General features: G+C 41.2%; 8 protein-coding genes. 3 read left to right on the top strand and 5 right to left on the bottom strand.

Annotated elements, in window-relative coordinates:
- Positions 1-258: 258 nt before the first annotated feature.
- The 3 genes from ACSHXM_RS01095 to ACSHXM_RS01085 all read right to left on the bottom strand — a co-directional run bounded on the left by ACSHXM_RS01095 (position 259) and on the right by ACSHXM_RS01085 (position 6,428).
- Entirely contained in the window at positions 259-1,701 is a 1,443-nt protein-coding gene (locus ACSHXM_RS01095) for a sulfatase family protein (protein ID WP_435686869.1), read from the bottom strand.
- 130 nt (positions 1,702-1,831) lie between these two features.
- Complete coding sequence (locus ACSHXM_RS01090; protein WP_435686868.1) at positions 1,832-4,630, bottom strand: family 78 glycoside hydrolase catalytic domain; 2,799 nt, start codon at positions 4,628-4,630, stop codon at positions 1,832-1,834.
- Between the two features lie 22 nt (positions 4,631-4,652).
- Positions 4,653-6,428, bottom strand: coding sequence for a sulfatase family protein (locus ACSHXM_RS01085; protein ID WP_435686866.1), 1,776 nt, complete (start codon positions 6,426-6,428; stop codon positions 4,653-4,655).
- 287 nt (positions 6,429-6,715) lie between these two features.
- Between ACSHXM_RS01085 and ACSHXM_RS01080 the strand changes: the two genes are divergently transcribed.
- Positions 6,716-10,168 (top strand): glycosyl hydrolase, encoded by a 3,453-nt coding sequence (locus ACSHXM_RS01080; protein WP_435686865.1) that lies wholly within the window; start codon positions 6,716-6,718, stop codon positions 10,166-10,168.
- A 76-nt stretch (positions 10,169-10,244) separates the two neighbouring features.
- Here ACSHXM_RS01080 and ACSHXM_RS01075 read toward each other — a convergent pair whose 3' ends face one another.
- Entirely contained in the window at positions 10,245-14,021 is a 3,777-nt protein-coding gene (locus tag ACSHXM_RS01075; protein WP_435686864.1) for a family 78 glycoside hydrolase catalytic domain, read from the bottom strand.
- A gap of 212 nt (positions 14,022-14,233) precedes the next feature.
- The gene (locus tag ACSHXM_RS01070) at positions 14,234-15,658 is read right to left on the bottom strand and encodes a sulfatase-like hydrolase/transferase (protein WP_435686863.1); all 1,425 of its coding nucleotides are present in this window, start codon (positions 15,656-15,658) and stop codon (positions 14,234-14,236) included.
- A 440-nt stretch (positions 15,659-16,098) separates the two neighbouring features.
- On the opposite strand from ACSHXM_RS01070, the gene ACSHXM_RS01065 reads away from it, so the two are divergent.
- Entirely contained in the window at positions 16,099-17,568 is a 1,470-nt protein-coding gene (locus ACSHXM_RS01065) for a sulfatase (protein WP_435686862.1), read from the top strand.
- 91 nt (positions 17,569-17,659) lie between these two features.
- Positions 17,660-19,135: a tetratricopeptide repeat protein gene (locus tag ACSHXM_RS01060; protein WP_435686861.1), complete on the top strand. Its 1,476-nt coding sequence runs from the start codon at positions 17,660-17,662 to the stop codon at positions 19,133-19,135.
- Positions 19,136-19,170 lie beyond the last annotated feature (35 nt).

Here is a 19,170-nt window from a genome sequence, read left to right as displayed (position 1 = left end):
TTTAAAGACATATTTAAATCACTGTCGCTCTTTCGCCAACTAACTGGGTTATCCCACTTTCTTTGAATAACTCGCTTTTGTAGAAGACTTTCACTGTCCACAAAAAACTCTCAAGCAGAATAAGAAAAGTGCATATTATTGGCCTAAAGGTCAACCTACACAAAAACTTCCCATCACAGTAAATGCCCGTTTTCCCACATTCAAGGTTTCCCAGATCACGCAACCTAGATTAGTGTGCGAAGCGCATGCCTTGGTCAATTAGCGCATCAACACCTTACGACCATCAACCGGATACCAATCGACTAACTTTTTAGACAAACGTTTAACCAGATCTGGATTAGCATCTGCTAAGTTAACTTTCTCGTACTCGTCTTCTAATAAATTATACAAACGCGGACCTGCTAACACGTCATCATGATATTTCTGGTAACTAACGTTTTTACCATCGTAACTCAAAATAAGCTTCCATTTACCTTCTATCACCCAGCGATATAACAGAGTAGATTCAGGTTTGTTTAAGTCGTCCATATCATGGGCAAACCCTTCACCGAAGATTGTATCGCGCTGAATAGGCGTTTGTTGCTGCATATCTGGCAATAAGTTCACGCCTTGTAAGTCTTTGGGTATTTCAACCCCAGCAGCGGCTAAAATAGTCGGCACAATATCAATACTACTGGTTAGTTCTGGACGCATTTGCGCTTTAAACTGATTTGGCCAAGCGTACATAATTGGCGTACGTACACCGCTTTCACCTGGGCTCTGTTTAGAGCGTGGTAAAAAGCGATCTCTTTGACTAGGGTTTGTCACCCAACCGTTATCCGACACATAAACCACTAAGGTATTGTCTTTTAAGCCTTTCTTTTCAAGGTGATCAAAAAGTTGACCGTTAGTTTCGTCAAACCATTCGATCATCGCATAATAACGAGCCACAGGATCTGACAACCCTCTATTTTGATATTTACTTAGTAAACGCTTAGGTGGTGTATGGGGAGCATGAGGCATATAAGGTGCGTACCAAACAAAGAACGGTTTATCCGCAGCACTGGTTTCGTCGATAAAGTTAGTAATAGTACTTAACCCTTCACGACCAATTTTTAAACCATCATCACCATGGCGACCACCTTTTTCAGGAAATCCGCGGGTCATACCTTGATCAAAACCGCCCCGCTTAAAGTTACCTTCCCACCATTTACCGGTTTGCAAAGACACATAACCTTTGGGCTTTAATAGCTGAGGCAAAGTTGCTACATCATCAATTTTGGCGATAATTTCAGCACGTTGCTTTTCGTAGACTGCGCCGCCTTTTCCGCCGGGTAATTTACGTGAAGGATCATTACCGGTTATACCATGTTGAAAGGCGTAATACCCCGTAGCAATCGTAGCTAAAGATGGACGACATAAAGAAGTTGGCACATAACCACGTTTGAACGTCACCCCTTCTGCAGCCAGTTTATCTAAGGCGGGGGTTTTTACGATTTCGTGGCCCATAAAACTGTAGTCATTCCACGCATGGTCGTCTGACAATATCAGTAGGATATTTGGTGGTGTTTCTGCATTCTCTTTTTCTACCGCTTTTACGCTGTCTGATGTTTGGTTAGTACAAGCCACGCCAACGGTTAGCGCGAATGCCGTTACTGCTAATTTAATTTTATTGGCCGCCAGCGTTTTTTTGCTTTTGGTCCAATTGGGTAATCTAAACATAAATATCCTAGGGTACATTTTTTATTAAAATTAGTTTTCTACCGAAACCTTGGGCTTTCAAGTTATCCAGAGTTCGGGGGGATTTAAAAGGCCATCAAATGATGGCCCTTTATATTAAGAATCAATCAAACTATAAGCTGATACTAGCGGTAATTTGGTAGGTACCAGCTGACACATTAGTTAAGGTTGTTGCCGACTGTTTACTACCGTTTACCATCAAACTTGCGCCATCAACTTTAGGTAACACTATGTCTGCTGTGGAATTTTTAGGCACAGTCACATTCATAGTTAGCTGCCCGGTGGCAATGGTCCAATCCACTGTCACTTCACCTTGTGGAGTAATGTACCCACCTCTGGCTTGACTTAATTTGTCGCCAAATTGAGGTTCAATTCGAATATTTTTAAATCCAGCTTTAGCAGGCTTAATACCTAGTATTCCTTCGTAGAACCATCGAGAAACCGTGCCGTAAGCATAGTGATTGAGTGAGTTCATACCCTGGGGATTAAAGCCTTCGTCAATTGAATAAGAATTCCAACGCTCCCACGTGGTAGTAGCGCCGTTGTTAATGGAATAAAACCAAGAAGGGTAAGTTTCTTTAAACAATAAATCGTAAATAATGTCGCTGCGACCCGCATCTTGTAATACTTGGGTTAACAAAGGTGTGCCCAAGAACCCAGTACGTAGATGGTTATCCGCGTCAGCAATTAATCCAATCAGCTTTTCAACAGCGACATCACGCTTTTCAACTGGGAACAAATCATAAGCCAGACCTAATAAATAAGTAGTTTGGGTAGCAATAGCACCTTCTTTAATTAAGTTTAAATTTTGATCGAAGTACTCTGCCATAAACGCCTGTTTAACCTTGCCGTGCAACTCGGTTAACGCAGCTACGTCTTGAGTTTTATTTAATACTTTGGCCGCTTTCAAGGTAAGCTCAATGGAGCGGGCAAAATAAGCTGTGCCAATCAAGCTATAGTCTGTATTACCGCGGTTACCGTTTTCACCATCTTTCAAATTACTTGGGAAAGGCTGTAACCAATCTCCAAAAGTTGTCATATTAGAGATATAGTTTTTACTCTTACTTTGATGATAATTAATCCACCCTTTCATCATTTCAAAGTTGTCAGCTAATATGGCTTCATCTCCGGTCACCATATATAACTCCCAAGGAATAATGGTTACCGCATCACCCCAGCCTGATGAGGCAAAATTAATCCAATCGACAAATGGTATATAAACAGGGATTTTTCCGTCTGGCCCTTGTTCTTCTCGGATACTCTGCAACCAAGCAGACCAAAATCCATAAACATCAGCCATATACATAGAAGGTGTGACAAATACTTGGGCATCACCTGTCCAACCTAAACGCTCATCACGTTGCGGACAATCAAGGGGAATATCGTAAAAATTACTGCGCATCCCCCATATAATATTTTCAGTTAATTGATTCAGTTTGTCGTGAGAGCTTTCAAAACTCGCATGGATCTTCATATCTGAGTGCTGGATCAAGGCAGTTACCCACACTTTACTAGGTGTATGTTCGGTATCAAAACCTGAAAGTTCTAAGTAACGATAGCCGTGATAAGTAAAAGTTGGCTGATATTCAATCGTGCCGCTTTCACTCGGCACATAATAGTTAGTGGATTTTGCACTACGGTAATTATCTGTATAAAACTCACCTTTATGCAATGCTTCTGCGTAACGCACTTTTACTTCTTGACCTGCCAAAACAGGGATATTTAACTTAGGTACACCCACCATATTTTGACCAAAATCAAACACTACCACGCCGTCTTTTTGAATAACGATGTCTTGTGCAGGGATTTCCTCGGTAATACGTATTGGCGCATGACGTTTTGGCGCAATCTCTACTTTAGGATCTAACACTTCTTCAACTGATTGAGCCCAACCTGCTGATTCAAAGTTTACTTCCGTCCAACCTGGCATTTCTAAAGCTTGCTCATACCGTTCACCATCATAAATACTGGCAAAACGAATAGGCCCAGACTGGGTCGCTGACCATGAGCCATCGGAAACGACGGTTTGTGTGGCACCATCAGCATAAGTGATTTCTAACTGAGCTAACAAACGAGCGGGTAATCTGTGCTCTTGTTCTAATTTTCCAGCCATACGACCTGCATACCATCCACCAGCAATACTGGCTGCAATAGCATTATCACCTTGAGTTAAACTCTTAGTTACGTCGTAAGTTAATGACTCTATACGCTTAGCGTAAGGTGTCCAACCTGGTGTCATCACATCTTCTGTTGACACTTCTGCACCATTAATAAAAGGCTTGAACAAACCTTTTGAAGAGATGAACAGTCTCGCTTGTTTAACTTCCCCCTTCACATTAAATACTTTACGTAAGTATTGAGGTGTGGCTAAGGTTGCCTGAGATGGTTTTTTCGCTAATTCGGTATTTGGGTGGCCTATCCATTTAGCTTGCCAGTCTTGATTGTTTAATAACCCAAGCTCTAATGTTTGCACTGCACTCCAATCAGACGCATTATCTTGCTCATCCCATACACGTACTCGCCACACAAGCTGTTGACGAGAAGATAATGCCGTACCTTGATATTTTACCCAAGCCGTTTCAGCAGACGCCACTTTTTCGCTATCCCAAAGATCAACTGCGGTTTCAAAAGCAACGGGGCTTGAAGCAACCTGAATTTGATAAGCCGATTGAAACTTAGCGTCATATCCTTGAGCTAACTTCCATGAAAACCTTGGCTGTGCCTCGTAGTACCCAATAGGATTAACAAACCCTTCACCGACTTTTAGGTCACTTGGCGCAGCTAATAAAACCGCGCTGGCTTGTGTAGTTACCGAGCTTGATTCTGTTTTATCTGAGCCACAAGCTACGGCTAACATAGTCATAACAGAACAGGCCGCTAATTTACTTATTATATTTCGTTTTAGTAACATAAATATTCCACTTAATTATTTGCTATGGCTGCTTTTTGTTTGCGGAAACAACTAGCGTTTTTAATTCACTTTCTTGATAACCAATTCGATGGGCTAGTACATGTAACTTAGCCCCATCTGGCACATCAAAAGGTTGGCCGTATTGTTGCCATGTCTTAGGCTGGTAGTTATTTTGAATAATTTTATAACTAATGGCGGCACCTGGAGTAGCGCTACTGATGTGGGCTTTTCCTGCTCTAAATTGAATTTGTGGAGCAGCCGTTTTAGGTTTATCAGCTTGGCCTTGCCACAACTTAGCCACTAGGTCTTTTTCAGCTAAAGCTGGATTATCCCCTACCTCAGCTAACCATCTGTCCATTTCTGCACTCAGCCTTTTAAGCTGCTCGGCGTACGCAGGGTCTTTGGCTAAATTATTTAACTCGTGAGGGTCATTAATTGTGTCGAATAACTCTTCTACGTCTTTGGATTCTCTAAACCATTGAGCTTGACTAGCATTAAGTTTTTCTTCATTACGCAAACGCAATAACTCTTGCATAGTGGGGATTTTTTCACGATAGGCCACGGGTAAATAGTAACCCTGCTGTGGGCGGTAATTTCGAATGTATTTAAAACGTTTATCTTTTACCGCTCTAATCACATCAGTAAAACCATCAAACCTATCAGCCGCCGCGTGAATATAATCCCTTTGTTTCAAACCATTTTGAAGGAAATCTTGGCCATGCAAATGTTTGGGCACATCCATGCCTGCCAACTTAACCGTAGTTGGGGCAAAATCTATAAAGCTCACCAATTGTTCATCTACCTTGCCAGCTTGTTGTGCATGGGGGTAACGAATGATCAAGGGCACTTTTAAACCACTATCGTAAATCAAACGTTTTTGTCGTGGTAACGGCCCACCGTGATCCGAATAGAAAAATATAATGGTGTTGTCTAACAGGCCATCTTGTTTAAGCTGCTCTAATACCGCCCCTATTTGCCTGTCCGCCTCAGCTAAATTGTTATACATTTTCCACAAATCACGACGCACTAAGGGCGTATCTGGCAAATAAGGGGGAATAGGAAAATCTAAGTCTTTTGCCACATGAACAGGGGTATTCGCCTTATCTGTTTTTTGATTAGGACTGGTAGACAGTTTTGCAATTCGAGCCGGATCATCAGCAAAATAATGACGAGATTCAATATCTCTAACCCCATAGGGTTCAAATAAGCCTGACTCATGGGTGGTGGTAAAGTTCACAACTGAATAAAAAGGTTTGTCCGCTGGACGATTACGCCAATGGGCATATACGCCACTTTCATCCCAAGCATTTTTAGGCGTCTGAAACTGGTAATCTGTCTTGTAGTTGTTAGTGGTGTAATAACCTAAATCACGCATGTACTGACTAAGCATTTTGGCTTCAGGTGGTGGCACCGCACCATACTTTGGCAACCCTGTCACTTGGGTGTAAGAGGTAGTGCGCATATGATTGCCACCCACAGCAGAGGGATACATACCCAGGGCTAAACCTGCACGGCTAGGGGCACATACTCCAGAGGTAGAATACACATTGGTATATCTCACTCCTTCACTGGCTAACCAGCTTATATTAGGCGTTTCTATGGTTTTATCGCCATAGGCTGGCAATATTGGACTCATATCTTCCAACACTAACCACAATATATTAGGTTTGTGATTAGTTTGTTCGCGGACCATATTTTCGTCGGCATTCGCCCATGAGCAATAACTGGCCAATGCTAAACACACTAAAACAACAACCCGTGTTGGAACTGTTAAACAATTTAATACTTGGATATTCATACATTCCCTGCAACAGTTAAATTCAATCACAAATTAACATATTTTGATTAGAATAAAGATTTAACAAATGTAAATAAGGCTTTATGTTTTTAGTTTCACTCTTTAAAAAACAAAGACTTAACTTTAACTAACATTTTATAGATGAATAAAAATTATAATTCATTTACAATCATTTTACGTCATTATCACTTATAACGTCATAAATGCCAACAAAATACATACATTTAGTATTGAGTACTTTAATCATAAGCTTAGTCACATCCTGCTCAGGACCTTCTAAGACTGTTGTGAAACTTTCAGGTGTCCCCCCTTCATTCGCTGAACTCAAGAGCAACTTCAAACAACCTGCAAAACAGTATTACCCAGAGACATGGTTTCATTTAAACGGTAAAAATATCAGCCAAGAAGGTTTAACCGCTGACCTCGAAGCTATTAGCTATTCTGGCATGCAAGGCATTCAGTTGTTTAACAAAAAAGGCCCAGCCTACCCTAATGTGCCGCAGGTACCGATACTCACCCCAGAATGGGAAGATATGATTGGCCATGTTGCCGACGAAACCGAACGACTAGGCTTAAATTTAACTTTTCAAAACTGTCCTGGCTGGTCAATGGCTGGCGGACCTTGGGTACCCGCAGAAGAGTCGCAAAGAGAGTTAGTAGAGCATGTGTTTTATTTACAAGGAGGGCAAAAAATACAACAACAACTAGCTCTAAAAGCTGACTATTTATCGGCAGATCGTAATTATCAAGATGTGCAAACAATCGCCTTTAAAACACCAAAAAATGAACTATTGGTTAACTTAAAACCCATCAGTTATGAAACGAACAATAAGCTAATACCTTGGGATTCAGTGTTTGAACATGATAAACGGGTTAGTTACCATCCCAAAAAGATTCATGCACAAGAGCCTTATAAAACCTATCAGCAACAAAATATTAATTATATTGACGGAAACCCCACCTGGGTGACGGTGCAGTTTGCTGACAAAACCACTTTGCGTAGTGTAGAACTACCACCCATACGCACCGTCTTAACTAACCGTTTATTGCCCAAAGTAAATATTGGAATTTTAGTCGAATCACAACTAGACAATGGCCAGTGGCAGACTGTGGCTGAACTAGATGTTCCCACCAGTCATTGGTACGACAATGATTACCCGGTCAGCTTTAACTTACCTGAAACCCGAGCAAAAACATTTAAACTGACCTTTACCGACGACCCGCTATTTTTGTCTTATGTCAGTTTAAACGGCCAAGTGCGCTTACATAATCATCAGGCTAAAGCAGCTAAAAGTTCACGGGAATTACAAACCCAGATACCTCAGTTTTCAGCCAGTGAAGATATTATAAATCCAGCAGATATCATTAACTTAACGACTAAAGTCAATTCACAAGGGCAGCTTAATTGGCAAGCGCCAGAAGGCAGCTGGACAGTGATCCGCTTTGGTCATGTGAATATGTTAAAAACCAACAAACCAGCTGAGCCAGAAGCCACAGGTTGGGAGACTAGTAAGCTCGATAAAGTCGCTATTGAGAACCATTTACGCAATGGCATGATGGGCAATTTAATGCGCGCAGGTGGGCCGTTAGATGGCCATGATTTACATGGGATCTTAATTGACAGCTGGGAAAGTGGCGTGCCCACATGGACCATAAAAAGTGATCAACTTCCTGTGGAATTCAAACAACGCAGAGGATACGACATGTTGCCTTATATGCCGGCTACATTAGGCTATGTAGTGGACTCGGTTGAAAGCAGTAATAAATTTTTGCGCGATCTCCGTGAAACCATGGACGATTTGTATGTAGAAAACTTCTTTGATCATTTTAGAACGGTATCTCATGACATGGGCGCTAAGGTTTATACTGAAGGGGCGACAGGCGAAACACTTCCCGGTGACCCATTACGTTATTACGGTGTAAGTGACTTCCCCATGACAGAGTTTTGGTATCCAAAATCCCCTGAAAACAATGTAGAAGCTAAACCTATTTATGCTGCAGCATCAGCTTACCACTTATACGACAAACCCTTTTTGGCTGCTGAAGCTGCCACTCAATTAAACGTCAAATGGAATGAATCTCCTCTAACCATCCAAGGCTTAATTAATGAAAATTTTTCCAAAGGTATTAACCATTTAGTCTTCCATACGTTTTCTCATACACCGCAAACCGATGTGCTTCCTGGCTCTAGTTTTGGTGGCTCTATCGGCTTTCCATTATTGAGAACACAAACCTGGTGGCGTCATACCCCCACGTGGTTGACATCACTTGCCCGAACTCAATACCTGTTACAACAAGGGCAATTTGTGGCTGATGTGTTGTGGTATTTGGGTGATGAACTCGATCGCCATCCTTTTGATACTCACCCGTTTCCTGATGGTTACAAGTTTGATTATTTAAATGCTGAGCTTCTACATAGTAAAGTCAAAGTTACAGATGGCCAGCTACATGTTGAAGGCGCTGGCCAATACAAAATTATCATGCTCCGTGACTCACAGCGTATGTTGTTATCTACCGCCGAGAAACTAAAGAGCTTAGTAGCGCAAGGAGCGATCATTCTAGGTAACAAACCAGTCGATTCAGCTAGTTTGATGGACGATGAACAAGACTTTAGCAAACTTAAACAAATATCTGACGAACTGTGGGGCAATACCGGATCTGGCGTTAAATCAACCGGTAAAGGTAAAGTGTACTGGGGACAAACACTTGAACAAGTGATTGCCGCTGAGGAAATTCAAGCCGATGTCCAAGTTGCCGCCCAACCTGATATACGCTGGCTACATCGCACCACAGCTGATGCTGAAATCTATTATGTGACGAATCAACATGATTCGGCTCTTGATGTATCCATACAATTTAGGGACGGTGCAGGCCAAGTTGAGGTATGGGATATTGACACTGGAGAAATCCACCCTGCTCAGTTAGTCACACGATCGACTACGGATAATTCAGCTAATGTGCTGGTGCAACTCAAACCCCATGGCAGCCAATTTGTAGTGTTTAATAAAACCTCAGAAATAACGGATCCTAAGCAGTCTAATTTTGAACAATTAGTGGTAAATAAAGACATAGCATTATCTGCCACACCAGGTTGGTATAAATTACATTCCGGAGCAAAGCCCCCTATTCAGTTTGTCAAAGGGCAATTGATTTTAGAGGCAAATTTTCCTGCTCTGAGATCTGCTGAAATAAGCTTAGCTTCAAGTACAACAAATAAAGTACTGACATTACCGACACAACAGCAAAACATAAACCTTGATAAACCTTGGCAACTGCAATTTGATGCAGGATGGGATACCCCAGAAACCATTACACTCAAGCAACTTCAGCCGCTAAATACCCATTCGAATCCGGCTATCCGCCACTTTTCTGGCTCGGTTATTTATCAGACTAATTTTGAGTTTAACAATGACACAATCAGCCAAGTGTCCCAGCTAGATTTAGGGCAAGTACATGATATTGCCGAGGTATGGCTGAACGATAAACTTGTAGCTACTCGTTTATCTCCACCATACCAATTCGACGTATCGGAATATTTACAACAAGGCAGCAACCAACTACGAATAGTGGTCACCAATACGTGGCGTAATCAGCTGATTTTCGACAACACCCGCGCCAAAGATCAGAAGAAAACCTGGACCACTAATCCTCCAAAGGCCCACGAAACGCAATTAGAACCCTCTGGGCTCATTGGCCCAGTGCAGATAAAGCACATTAATTTAGTTAAATCATCTAGATAGAATATATTAAACGGCTAACAGCGCAGCTCGCGAAAGTGAGTTGCGCTGATACTATCCTTATAGCTTCACATGTAAATTATTTCGCAAAAAAACCTGGTGCTACATCATAATAATCAGCATCAACTGCTTCTACGTGGCGAATTTCATCTAGATAAAGGATCATATCGCTATTACGACCAGCGTTATGTTTGCCGGTTTGATACCAACCCCAAGATGGGTAAAGCCCTTTGTCATCGTTATAGCCAAGTTGAATATTAGTGCGGTTAACCATTTGTTTACCGTTGATCCACATCTTGATATAACCTTTTTCTTCAAAGGGATTAGCGCGAACTTCGATGACAAAGTCTACCCATTTATCTTTGTAATCGTCGATGTTAAGCGGCACAGTAAATTTATCACGGCCTTGACCACCAGTATCTTTGGCGAATTTTCTAGCGTCCCAGCCATAGCCCACATCAAAACCGTAATTGGTAATAGTCAGTGCCAATGGTGGATTTCGGCCAGGTTCTTTGCCTTCTGCTGTTTTATCGGGTGCGCCATGGAGCTGAAAAAATAGCGGATCTTGTTTATCGGTAAGTAGGGTATCTTCACTAGGAAAGTAGACACTAAAACCATGCCATACAGTGGCCGTGTTACTACTGGCATTTGTGCCATGAAACATGGCTTTGCGATCTTCGTTATCTAATTTATTTGGGTCGCGATTCCATTTAGCCGGATTACCATGTTTCCAATGTAGCTTGGCCGAATAATTACCTAAACGAGTGATGCTACTTTCAGCTACAAACGAGTGCGGGCCTTGAAATTGGGTAAAGCGGAAGTTTTTAGGTAAGCTTGCATTGTGTCCTGGATGATAGGTTGCGTACAATCTGCCTGCGTTCCAGCCCCCTCCTTCAAAAGATTCTTCGGATAAAGCAGTAACTCTTTCTTTTGGATTGTTACCGATAACGCTCGCACCTACAGAATAATCTTGACCACTGGGTATGACCAATGAGTAAGAGCCAGCAGTGTAAATTTGCTTGTCTTGGTTTGGCAGAATCACCCATGCTTGAGTGTTATTAGGGATTTCAAAATCCCAATGGATGTTATCGCCTTTTCGCAACCAATGACTTTTTACTTGGCCATACCCTGCATCGTAGACAACCTCAGCAGTTTTTAACTGACTAGGGAATACAGGTTTAAGCATAAATTCTTGAAAACCAACACTGTTGTCTAGTGGTCGAATACCGCCTAAACCTTGATAAAACCAGCCATCATAACCACTATGAAATGGGTGATTTAAAGAACGAAGTGGCCCACGCCCTTTACTTGGGTCAAACGCACCTTTTCGCTCCCATAGAGTGGTACCACCTAGCTCATCAAACAAATAGGAATATCCCGGATACCCCTTGGCTTTAAATATATTAAAGGCGGTGTCTGTGTAACCATAATCACTTAAAGACAAGTACAAATACGTTTGACCAAGGGCGCCCACTGATGAATGGCCTTTCCAATTTTCAACAACATCTTGGTTTAGTGCATCTGCCACACCTTGCCTAAGCTCAATTGGCGTAATGCCAAATTGCAATGCCATGGCATCTGCCGTTTGACTGCCATAATGCCTTGATTCAGCTTCATATAAGGCCTGATGAAAGCCTTGCTTTAAGTTTTGATTAAGCAATTGATATTCGGCTGCATCACCATTTTTATTCAATACTTGAGCTATTTTATACATATAATTAGCAGCTTGGGTAAACAAGGCCGTACTAGTCACAGTTGTGGTAGTCCACTGAGGCGTACCTCGACCTCCCACTCTAGGAGTACCAGGTGATGGAACCGGATCACACCAATCTCCATAGCCACTTTTTATTAAAAAATCAGACATTTGGCTTTTACCAAAGGCCATATATTTTTGCAAACTGGTATATTGATTAAGTAACACTTGTTTGTCACCATGATGACGGTAATGCTCCCATGCAATAAACACCTCAGCCACGGCCCAATCAACCTTGCCTCCTCCGGTACGTTTACCTGGAACAACAGTAGGCGCAACTTTTAATGCCGTTTCGAAATCACCTAAGTATTTTTCCCAAAAAGTCTGCATATTAAAATTGTAGTTACCGGTAATAAGCGCTGCGTGTGCGTCACCTGTCCAACCCGCTTTTTCCCGGATAGGACAATCTAACGGCACACTCATTAAGTTACTTTCGTAACTCCACATGGCAGTATCGTGAATGCGGTTAATTAAGGGATCAGAACTTTCAAATTGGCCTACACGTTTAACATCACTGCGTATGAGTTGGGCACTTAATACATCTAACGATGGTTTTTCTGCTAAGCCCGTCAATTCAACATAACGAAACCCATGCCAAGTAAAACTCGGAGTCCAGCTCTTTTGCTTAGTTTCACCAGCAATATAACCGTCTACTGCATTTAAATTGGTTGCCCATCCACCACCACTTAACTGGCTAATAGCGCCTTTATCATCTGCCCATTCAGCAAACCGCAAGTACACACCTTGTCTAGGTTTAAGATTAAGTTTATCTAAATATAAGGTGGGAATACCGGTAAAATTTTGGCCAAAATCAAATACCCAAACACCCTCTTTTGGTTGGAATACCTTTACTGGTTGCATGAGTTTAACGGGTCTTATAGCAGGTAGCAGCTGTGGCTCTAATGATAAAGTTGGCCATGTTTTTAATACTTTTACTGGTTTCCAGTTTTTTGCATGCTCGACAGCTCCAATCATATTCCAATTTTCGATCACTTTTGACGCATCATACAACTCGCCAGAAAATATACCTTCTTTAACAACAGGCGATGAATGGCTTAACCAATTTTTATTGGTGGCAACTATTTGGGTACTGCCATCATCAAAAGTTAATTCTAGTTGCGCGATAAAAGTTGGCTGACCAAAGGTATAGGTTTTACGCGCTTTATTTGCAGATTGAGCATCTGGATTTTTCCAACCACTAAATGCAATATCTTCGTCGTACCAACCACTGCCTAAATGTACGCCTATGACGTTTTTACCTTGCTGTAAAAAAGTACTTACATCATCAGTGTTATACAAAATACGTTTATCAAAGTCAGTCTGACCTGGATCCATCAAACGATCTTTTACCTGTTGACCATTAATAAACACTTCATAATATCCACCAGCGGTACTATGTAATTTTGCTCCAACTATCTGTTTGTTATACGAAAACTCGTGACGGAACAAACTGGCTGAGGGCATTTTATGTAATTGTTGAATTGCCGAAGTCGCAATACTGCCATCTTCTTTTTCTACAGTACCAACTAAATCTATCCATTGACTAACGGCAAGTTCACTGGTGACAATTTTACGTTCTGGAGCTTGTAACCACTTGGCCTGCCAATCACTTGATTGCAATAAGCCCATTTGCCAATAACCTACTTCACTCCATTCACTGGGGTTTTGTTTATTGTCTGACCATACTCGAACTCGCCAATAGGCACTGTCTTGACTGTTTAAAACGGGGCCCTGATAGGCAATATTACGCGAAGCTTTATCGGTGACTTTTCCGCTGTCCCATAAATCAGCTTTTTCGTTGTTTAATAACGCTAGTGTTGATGCGACTTGAATTTGGTAAGCATGCTGAGAAATGACATTTGCTAACCATGACAAACGAGCTTGCTGGTTGTGCACATTAAGCGGTTTTATATTCCCCTCGACTAATAAGCCATTGGGGCGGATCTCTGCATTTTGAACAGTGATTTTAGACTCTGTTTGCTCGGAGCCTGCTTGCTTTGAACCTGACGGGACAATAGGTTCCACTTTAGAACAAGCCATCCCCCCAAGTTGGAAACACACTAGGACACTGAGCACGATGCGATTTGCCAACAAACACTTCATCTTATTTCCTTTAACAATCCATATAAAAAAGGGGCCTCAGCCCCGATTTAATTATTTAACCTGACTTCTGGATAAGAAGTATCAACCAAACTAAATTTAACTCTATAATTCAATTACTTAACCCGAACCCAGGTTCTTTAATAACACCAAAAGACCTCAAATAAACCCACACACCTTCCTTGAAATAATTTACCTGCGATCTAATGGCATAATTAATCTTTGTATTTTTCAAATAACTGATAAAACTCTTCGGCTAACTTTGGTTTTTTAGTAGCCAAGTTATTGGATTCACTTGGATCTTTAATAATGTCATACAGTTCTGTTTCACCTTGTACCGTATAACGTACCGCTTTCCAGTTACCTTTTCGGGCCGCTTGGAACACGTCACCAATGATGCCTGAGTTAGGGTCACCCACTTGTTTAGCAAATTCCCAGTACAAGGTACGCTCTTGCATTTTTTCAGGAGAATCGTTTAACAAGCCTGCAATAGATTTACCGTTAGTTTTCACTCTAGGCACTATGTTTAAATTCACATCGGTAATTTCTGCAAAGGTTGGTAATACGTCGGCAAATAACCAAGGGGTATTATCAACACGGCCTTTCTTAATTTTTTCAGGCCAGTGCACTAACATAGGAACATGAATACCGCCGTCATAAAGGTCGCGCTTTTGACCTTTGTAAGGTGCTGATGCTTCGAAGAATTCTGGGCTAGCACCACCTTCGTCATGTGGTCCATTATCAGAAGTAAAAAAGATTAAGGTATTGTCTAATTCACCTCGAGCTTCTAGTTCAGCAGTGATTTGACCAATGTAGTCGTCCAGAGCACTTACCATACCAGCCAAAACAGCATTAGGCTTATCCACTGGTTCCGGGTAATAGGCTGCATACTTGTCAGCAGGTACGCCATCTTTCATGCCTGTGTAAGCTTTTTCGTCAAACTCATACTGTTTGCTATATTTTTCTGGCACAGCTAACTCAGCGTGAGGTGAAGAAAAGGTCAACATCATAAAGAACGGATTTTCACGCTCTTGTTTAATGTAACTAATCGCTTCTTCAGTAAATAACTCTTGTGCATAAGCCCCTTTTCGGCCACCTTCGTTTTCCGTAATACGGATTTTTTTACCATCACGCCACATGATTTGTGGATACTGCCTATGCCCCTCAAGAATTGAGTACATGCCATACCAAGTGTCAAATCCCATAGCTAACGGATCCGTCACGCCCATTTGTTGGCCAATAGAATATTTACCAAATAAAGCCGTATCGTAATCTGCATATTTAAGGATATGAGCAAGGGTGATATCTAAATGGGTCAATTCAACGGTATTTGAATTGTTACTCATATACCGCCCATCTCGCCCAGTGAACAAAGACACTCTTGAAGGCGAACATACAGTATTACCGGCATACGCCTGATCAAAACGAATACCATTTTCGGCCATTTTGTCTAAGTTTGGGGTTTTGATTGGGGTTTTGCCATAAGCACCAATTTGGTTGAATCCCAAATCGTCAGTTAAGATAAATATGATATTCGGCTTTTCACTTGCAAAACTACTAGCAGATAAACCAAAACCAAACACCACACTTGCTAACGAGGTGATCAACTTACGACCTGTCACGTTTTTTATATTTCTCATTATTTCTTCCAATTTAGCCAATTTGTGCACCTATACTTTTAACAATCTATAAGCAAAATGTACAAATTGATAACATTTGGCGCCTATATTACATGAATAAAACAATCACACAAAGACCTAAAATGACCTAATTTGACTAAAAATCACCTAAGACACACATACACATTTAGTAAAATCCGCGATAAAACAACGAGTAAGGCGTTAAAACCATCCAATAAAATGGCCGTAACTATTAGTAAACAAGGAAGTAAGCATTATAGTTTTCGGTATATATATATCAAACCAACCTGCCAAGTGACCCAACTTGAACAATAATGACCAAAATGTTTAAATGAGAAAATCTACTTAAATTAACTAAAGTTAATTTAAGTCACACACATCAATACAAAGTTGGGCATACCAAGATAGTTGGACATACCAAGTAAACGGAACCGAAAGTCATGATCACGAGAAGAAATTTTTTGTTAGGTGGTGCTGGCGCCATCACTGCGGCCGCTTTTCCGCAACAAGCTTGGTTGGCAGAATTAAAAAAAGAATATCCAAATGTGTTGATGTTAATTGTCGATGACTTAAATGATTGGGTTGGGGCTATGAAAGGCCATCCAAACGCCAAAACACCTAATATAGATAGACTAGCCAATCAAGGAACTCTGTTTACCAACGCCCATGCATCTGCCCCACTTTGTGGCCCATCAAGAGCGAGTATCATGACAGGCCTTGCGCCTTCTACAACGGGGATTTATGGACATATTAGTGATAAAGATATTCGTTCAGCTCATGACAAAACCAGCCAATCCGTATTTTTAAGTGAGTACTTTAAGCAACATGGTTATTACACCTCAGCCATAGGTAAGGTATTCCATCAAAAAGTAGTGGAAGGTAGCTTTGATGTGTATGGCGGTCGTGAACAAGGTTTTGGTCCATACCCAGAAAAAAACATGGTGTGGGATCAGCCCAAGACCAGCACAGACTGGGGGCCTTTTCCTGAGCGAGATGATCAGATGCCTGATTTTCATTCCGCGCACTGGGTAGCCAAAGAGCTCGAGAAAAAACACGATAAACCGTTTTTTACAGTCTGTGGTTTTATTCGTCCACATGTCCCTTGGCATGTGCCACAAAAGTGGTTTGATTTACATCCAACCCAAAACATCGTACTGCCCCCCTATTTAAAAGATGACTTAGATGACGTGCCTGACATTGCCAAAATTATTGCCGACCACCCTATGATGCCAACTACAGAGTGGGCAATAAAAAACGGGGAGTTTCGTAATGCGGTGCAAGGTTATTTAGCCAGTGTGTCTTTTGTTGATTCATGTATTGGCATTGTTTTAGATGCGTTAGAAAACAGTGCCTATGCAGACAACACGGCCGTGGTTTTATGGGGTGATCATGGTTATCAAGTGGGTGAAAAAGACAAGTTTGCCAAAATGGCATTATGGGAACGAGCCACTCGTACGCCTTTAATCATTAAGCCGCCCAAGTCAAATACCAAACAAACAAGCCACAAACCAGTGAGTTTGTTAGATCTATATCCAACCTTAATAAAAATGTGTGGATTACCACCTAATCCCAATAATGAAGGGCAAGATTTAACACCATTATTGTTCGATCCAAGCGCACCATGGGCGCATGTCGCTGTCACCACGTATGGTGCTAATAATCACGCCATAAAAACCGAAAGATACCGTTATATTCAATATGAAGATGGAACGGAAGAACTATACGATCATAAAATTGATCGAGACGAATGGACTAATGTAGCTAATGACAAGGCTTACAGCCAAGTCAAAAACAAATTAGCTAGCTATGTCCCCCAAAAAAACGCCCCTTGGTCGAAGATGTCCTATTACAACGGTAATGACTACTTTTTACAAAAAACCATAGAGGCTGGTGCCAAAGGACGTATGTAAAATAAGCGTAAATTGTATTTCCACAGAAACTACTGTCACATACAATTCAAATCAATCATTTTGGATCACTAACATGCTATTGGAGTCACAAGTGAATAAGCTACTTCAGCAATTATCAAGAATTGCACTGGTCGGGGCGCTCGTATCGACCTCAACATTCTCAGCAGACATTTTAAAAGCTGACCGCCAATATACAGCTAAGCAATATGATTTAGCTAAAGATGGATATTTAGAAGCAGCTAAGTTAGGTAACCCCCACGCTTATTACCAGTTGGCAACAATGTATCAGCAAGGGTTAGGAGTTGAAAAAGACGCACTCAATGCACTGATTTATGTATCACTTGCCGCGGACTATGATTTAGAAAAAGCTCATACCACCTTGCAAACCTTATTAAGTCCTCTTAATGAAAATCAAAAGAAAACCGTAAACAAAATATTGGCCGAATACAAAGAAACAAAAGGGAAAGCGGCCATCCAACAACTATATTTCCCTCAATTAATCACTGAAAATCTAAAGGAAAAATTTACCTTTGAAGGCGAACCAAGCATAGACCCTAAGTTTTATGTAGAAGATATTAATTCAGATGAATACACTTCTGCTTATGATGGCCTTAGCACCTTTGATGACAACGGTGATCAAGAAGATGAAGATAGTTTTGACTTATTGATGACACCACCCAAGCTGCCATTTCTTATTGTGGAGCATGATATTGGTCCAGATGGTAGTAAACGAAATATGTTTGATATCCAAAAGATGGGTAGCACACTAACGATTAGAGACGAGTACAAGTTATTTCCAACTGCCATTCCTACCTTTAAAGGTGAACCCACAGAGTTTGTACATAGAGCCTATATGGGCGCAGCAACCTATAGTAAATTTACTATGGTGCAAGAAAATGAGCCTATGTACGCCAACATTTTACGCTCAGTTAAAGATAAGAAAAACAGTACTGAACTTAACGCCCAATACGAATACGTAATGGCTTTACAAAACTTCTCTTGGGTTACCCAAGAAGAAGGTGAAGTAGCTCAACGTTTATTAGCTTTGTCTAAATTAGGACATCCAGGCGCCATGTACGAATACGGCATGAAATTATACCGTGAACAGACAGATATAAAAGAAGCAATAAAATGGATTGGCCTTGCCAGTAGCTACGGATTAACCCGTGCAGAATATAGATTAGGTAGACTGTTTGTGACCAGCCCTTGGGTTAAGTACGACGAACATAAAGCCTTGTTTTGGTTTGAAATGGCCGCAGAAAAAGACCACGCAGCTGCAGCATTAAAAGCAGCTGAATTGAAACTCACCACAACTAGCCCTGAACTATTTGATGTACAAGGTGCGATTGATTTACTTGCTCAAATAGAACAAAAACAGCATACCAACCCTGAATACTTTTATGTCCTTGCCCAGTCTTACAGAAAACGAGAAAACCGTGACTTTAGTCAGGTGATTAAACATTTAGAAAAGGCTATTTTTATGGGGTCAAGCGCTAATTGGGACGTAAGTGAATGGCAAGATTTATTGTCTAAATTAACTCAAGGTAACGTGTATATCACTGAGTAACCCATCAAAACCTTGGTAAACAAAAGTGTGTACCA

It is taken from the genome of Paraglaciecola sp. (genome assembly GCF_051252315.1).
Taxonomy (GTDB): Bacteria; Pseudomonadota; Gammaproteobacteria; order Enterobacterales; family Alteromonadaceae; genus Paraglaciecola.
The sequence above is the reverse complement of the archived record's forward strand: the minus strand, read 5'-3'. Positions and strand labels throughout refer to the sequence as shown.

What these genes read in the sequence shown, in the direction of transcription:
- ACSHXM_RS01095 (WP_435686869.1), bottom strand. Translation starts at nt 1,701, where the DNA reads ATGTTTAGATTACCCAATTGGACCAAAAGCAAAAAAACGCTGGCGGCC.
- ACSHXM_RS01090 (WP_435686868.1), bottom strand. Translation starts at nt 4,630, where the DNA reads ATGTTACTAAAACGAAATATAATAAGTAAATTAGCGGCCTGTTCTGTT.
- ACSHXM_RS01085 (WP_435686866.1), bottom strand. Translation starts at nt 6,428, where the DNA reads ATGAATATCCAAGTATTAAATTGTTTAACAGTTCCAACACGGGTTGTT.
- ACSHXM_RS01075 (WP_435686864.1), bottom strand. Translation starts at nt 14,021, where the DNA reads ATGAAGTGTTTGTTGGCAAATCGCATCGTGCTCAGTGTCCTAGTGTGT.
- ACSHXM_RS01070 (WP_435686863.1), bottom strand. Translation starts at nt 15,658, where the DNA reads ATGAGAAATATAAAAAACGTGACAGGTCGTAAGTTGATCACCTCGTTA.
- ACSHXM_RS01065 (WP_435686862.1), top strand. Translation starts at nt 16,099, where the DNA reads ATGATCACGAGAAGAAATTTTTTGTTAGGTGGTGCTGGCGCCATCACT.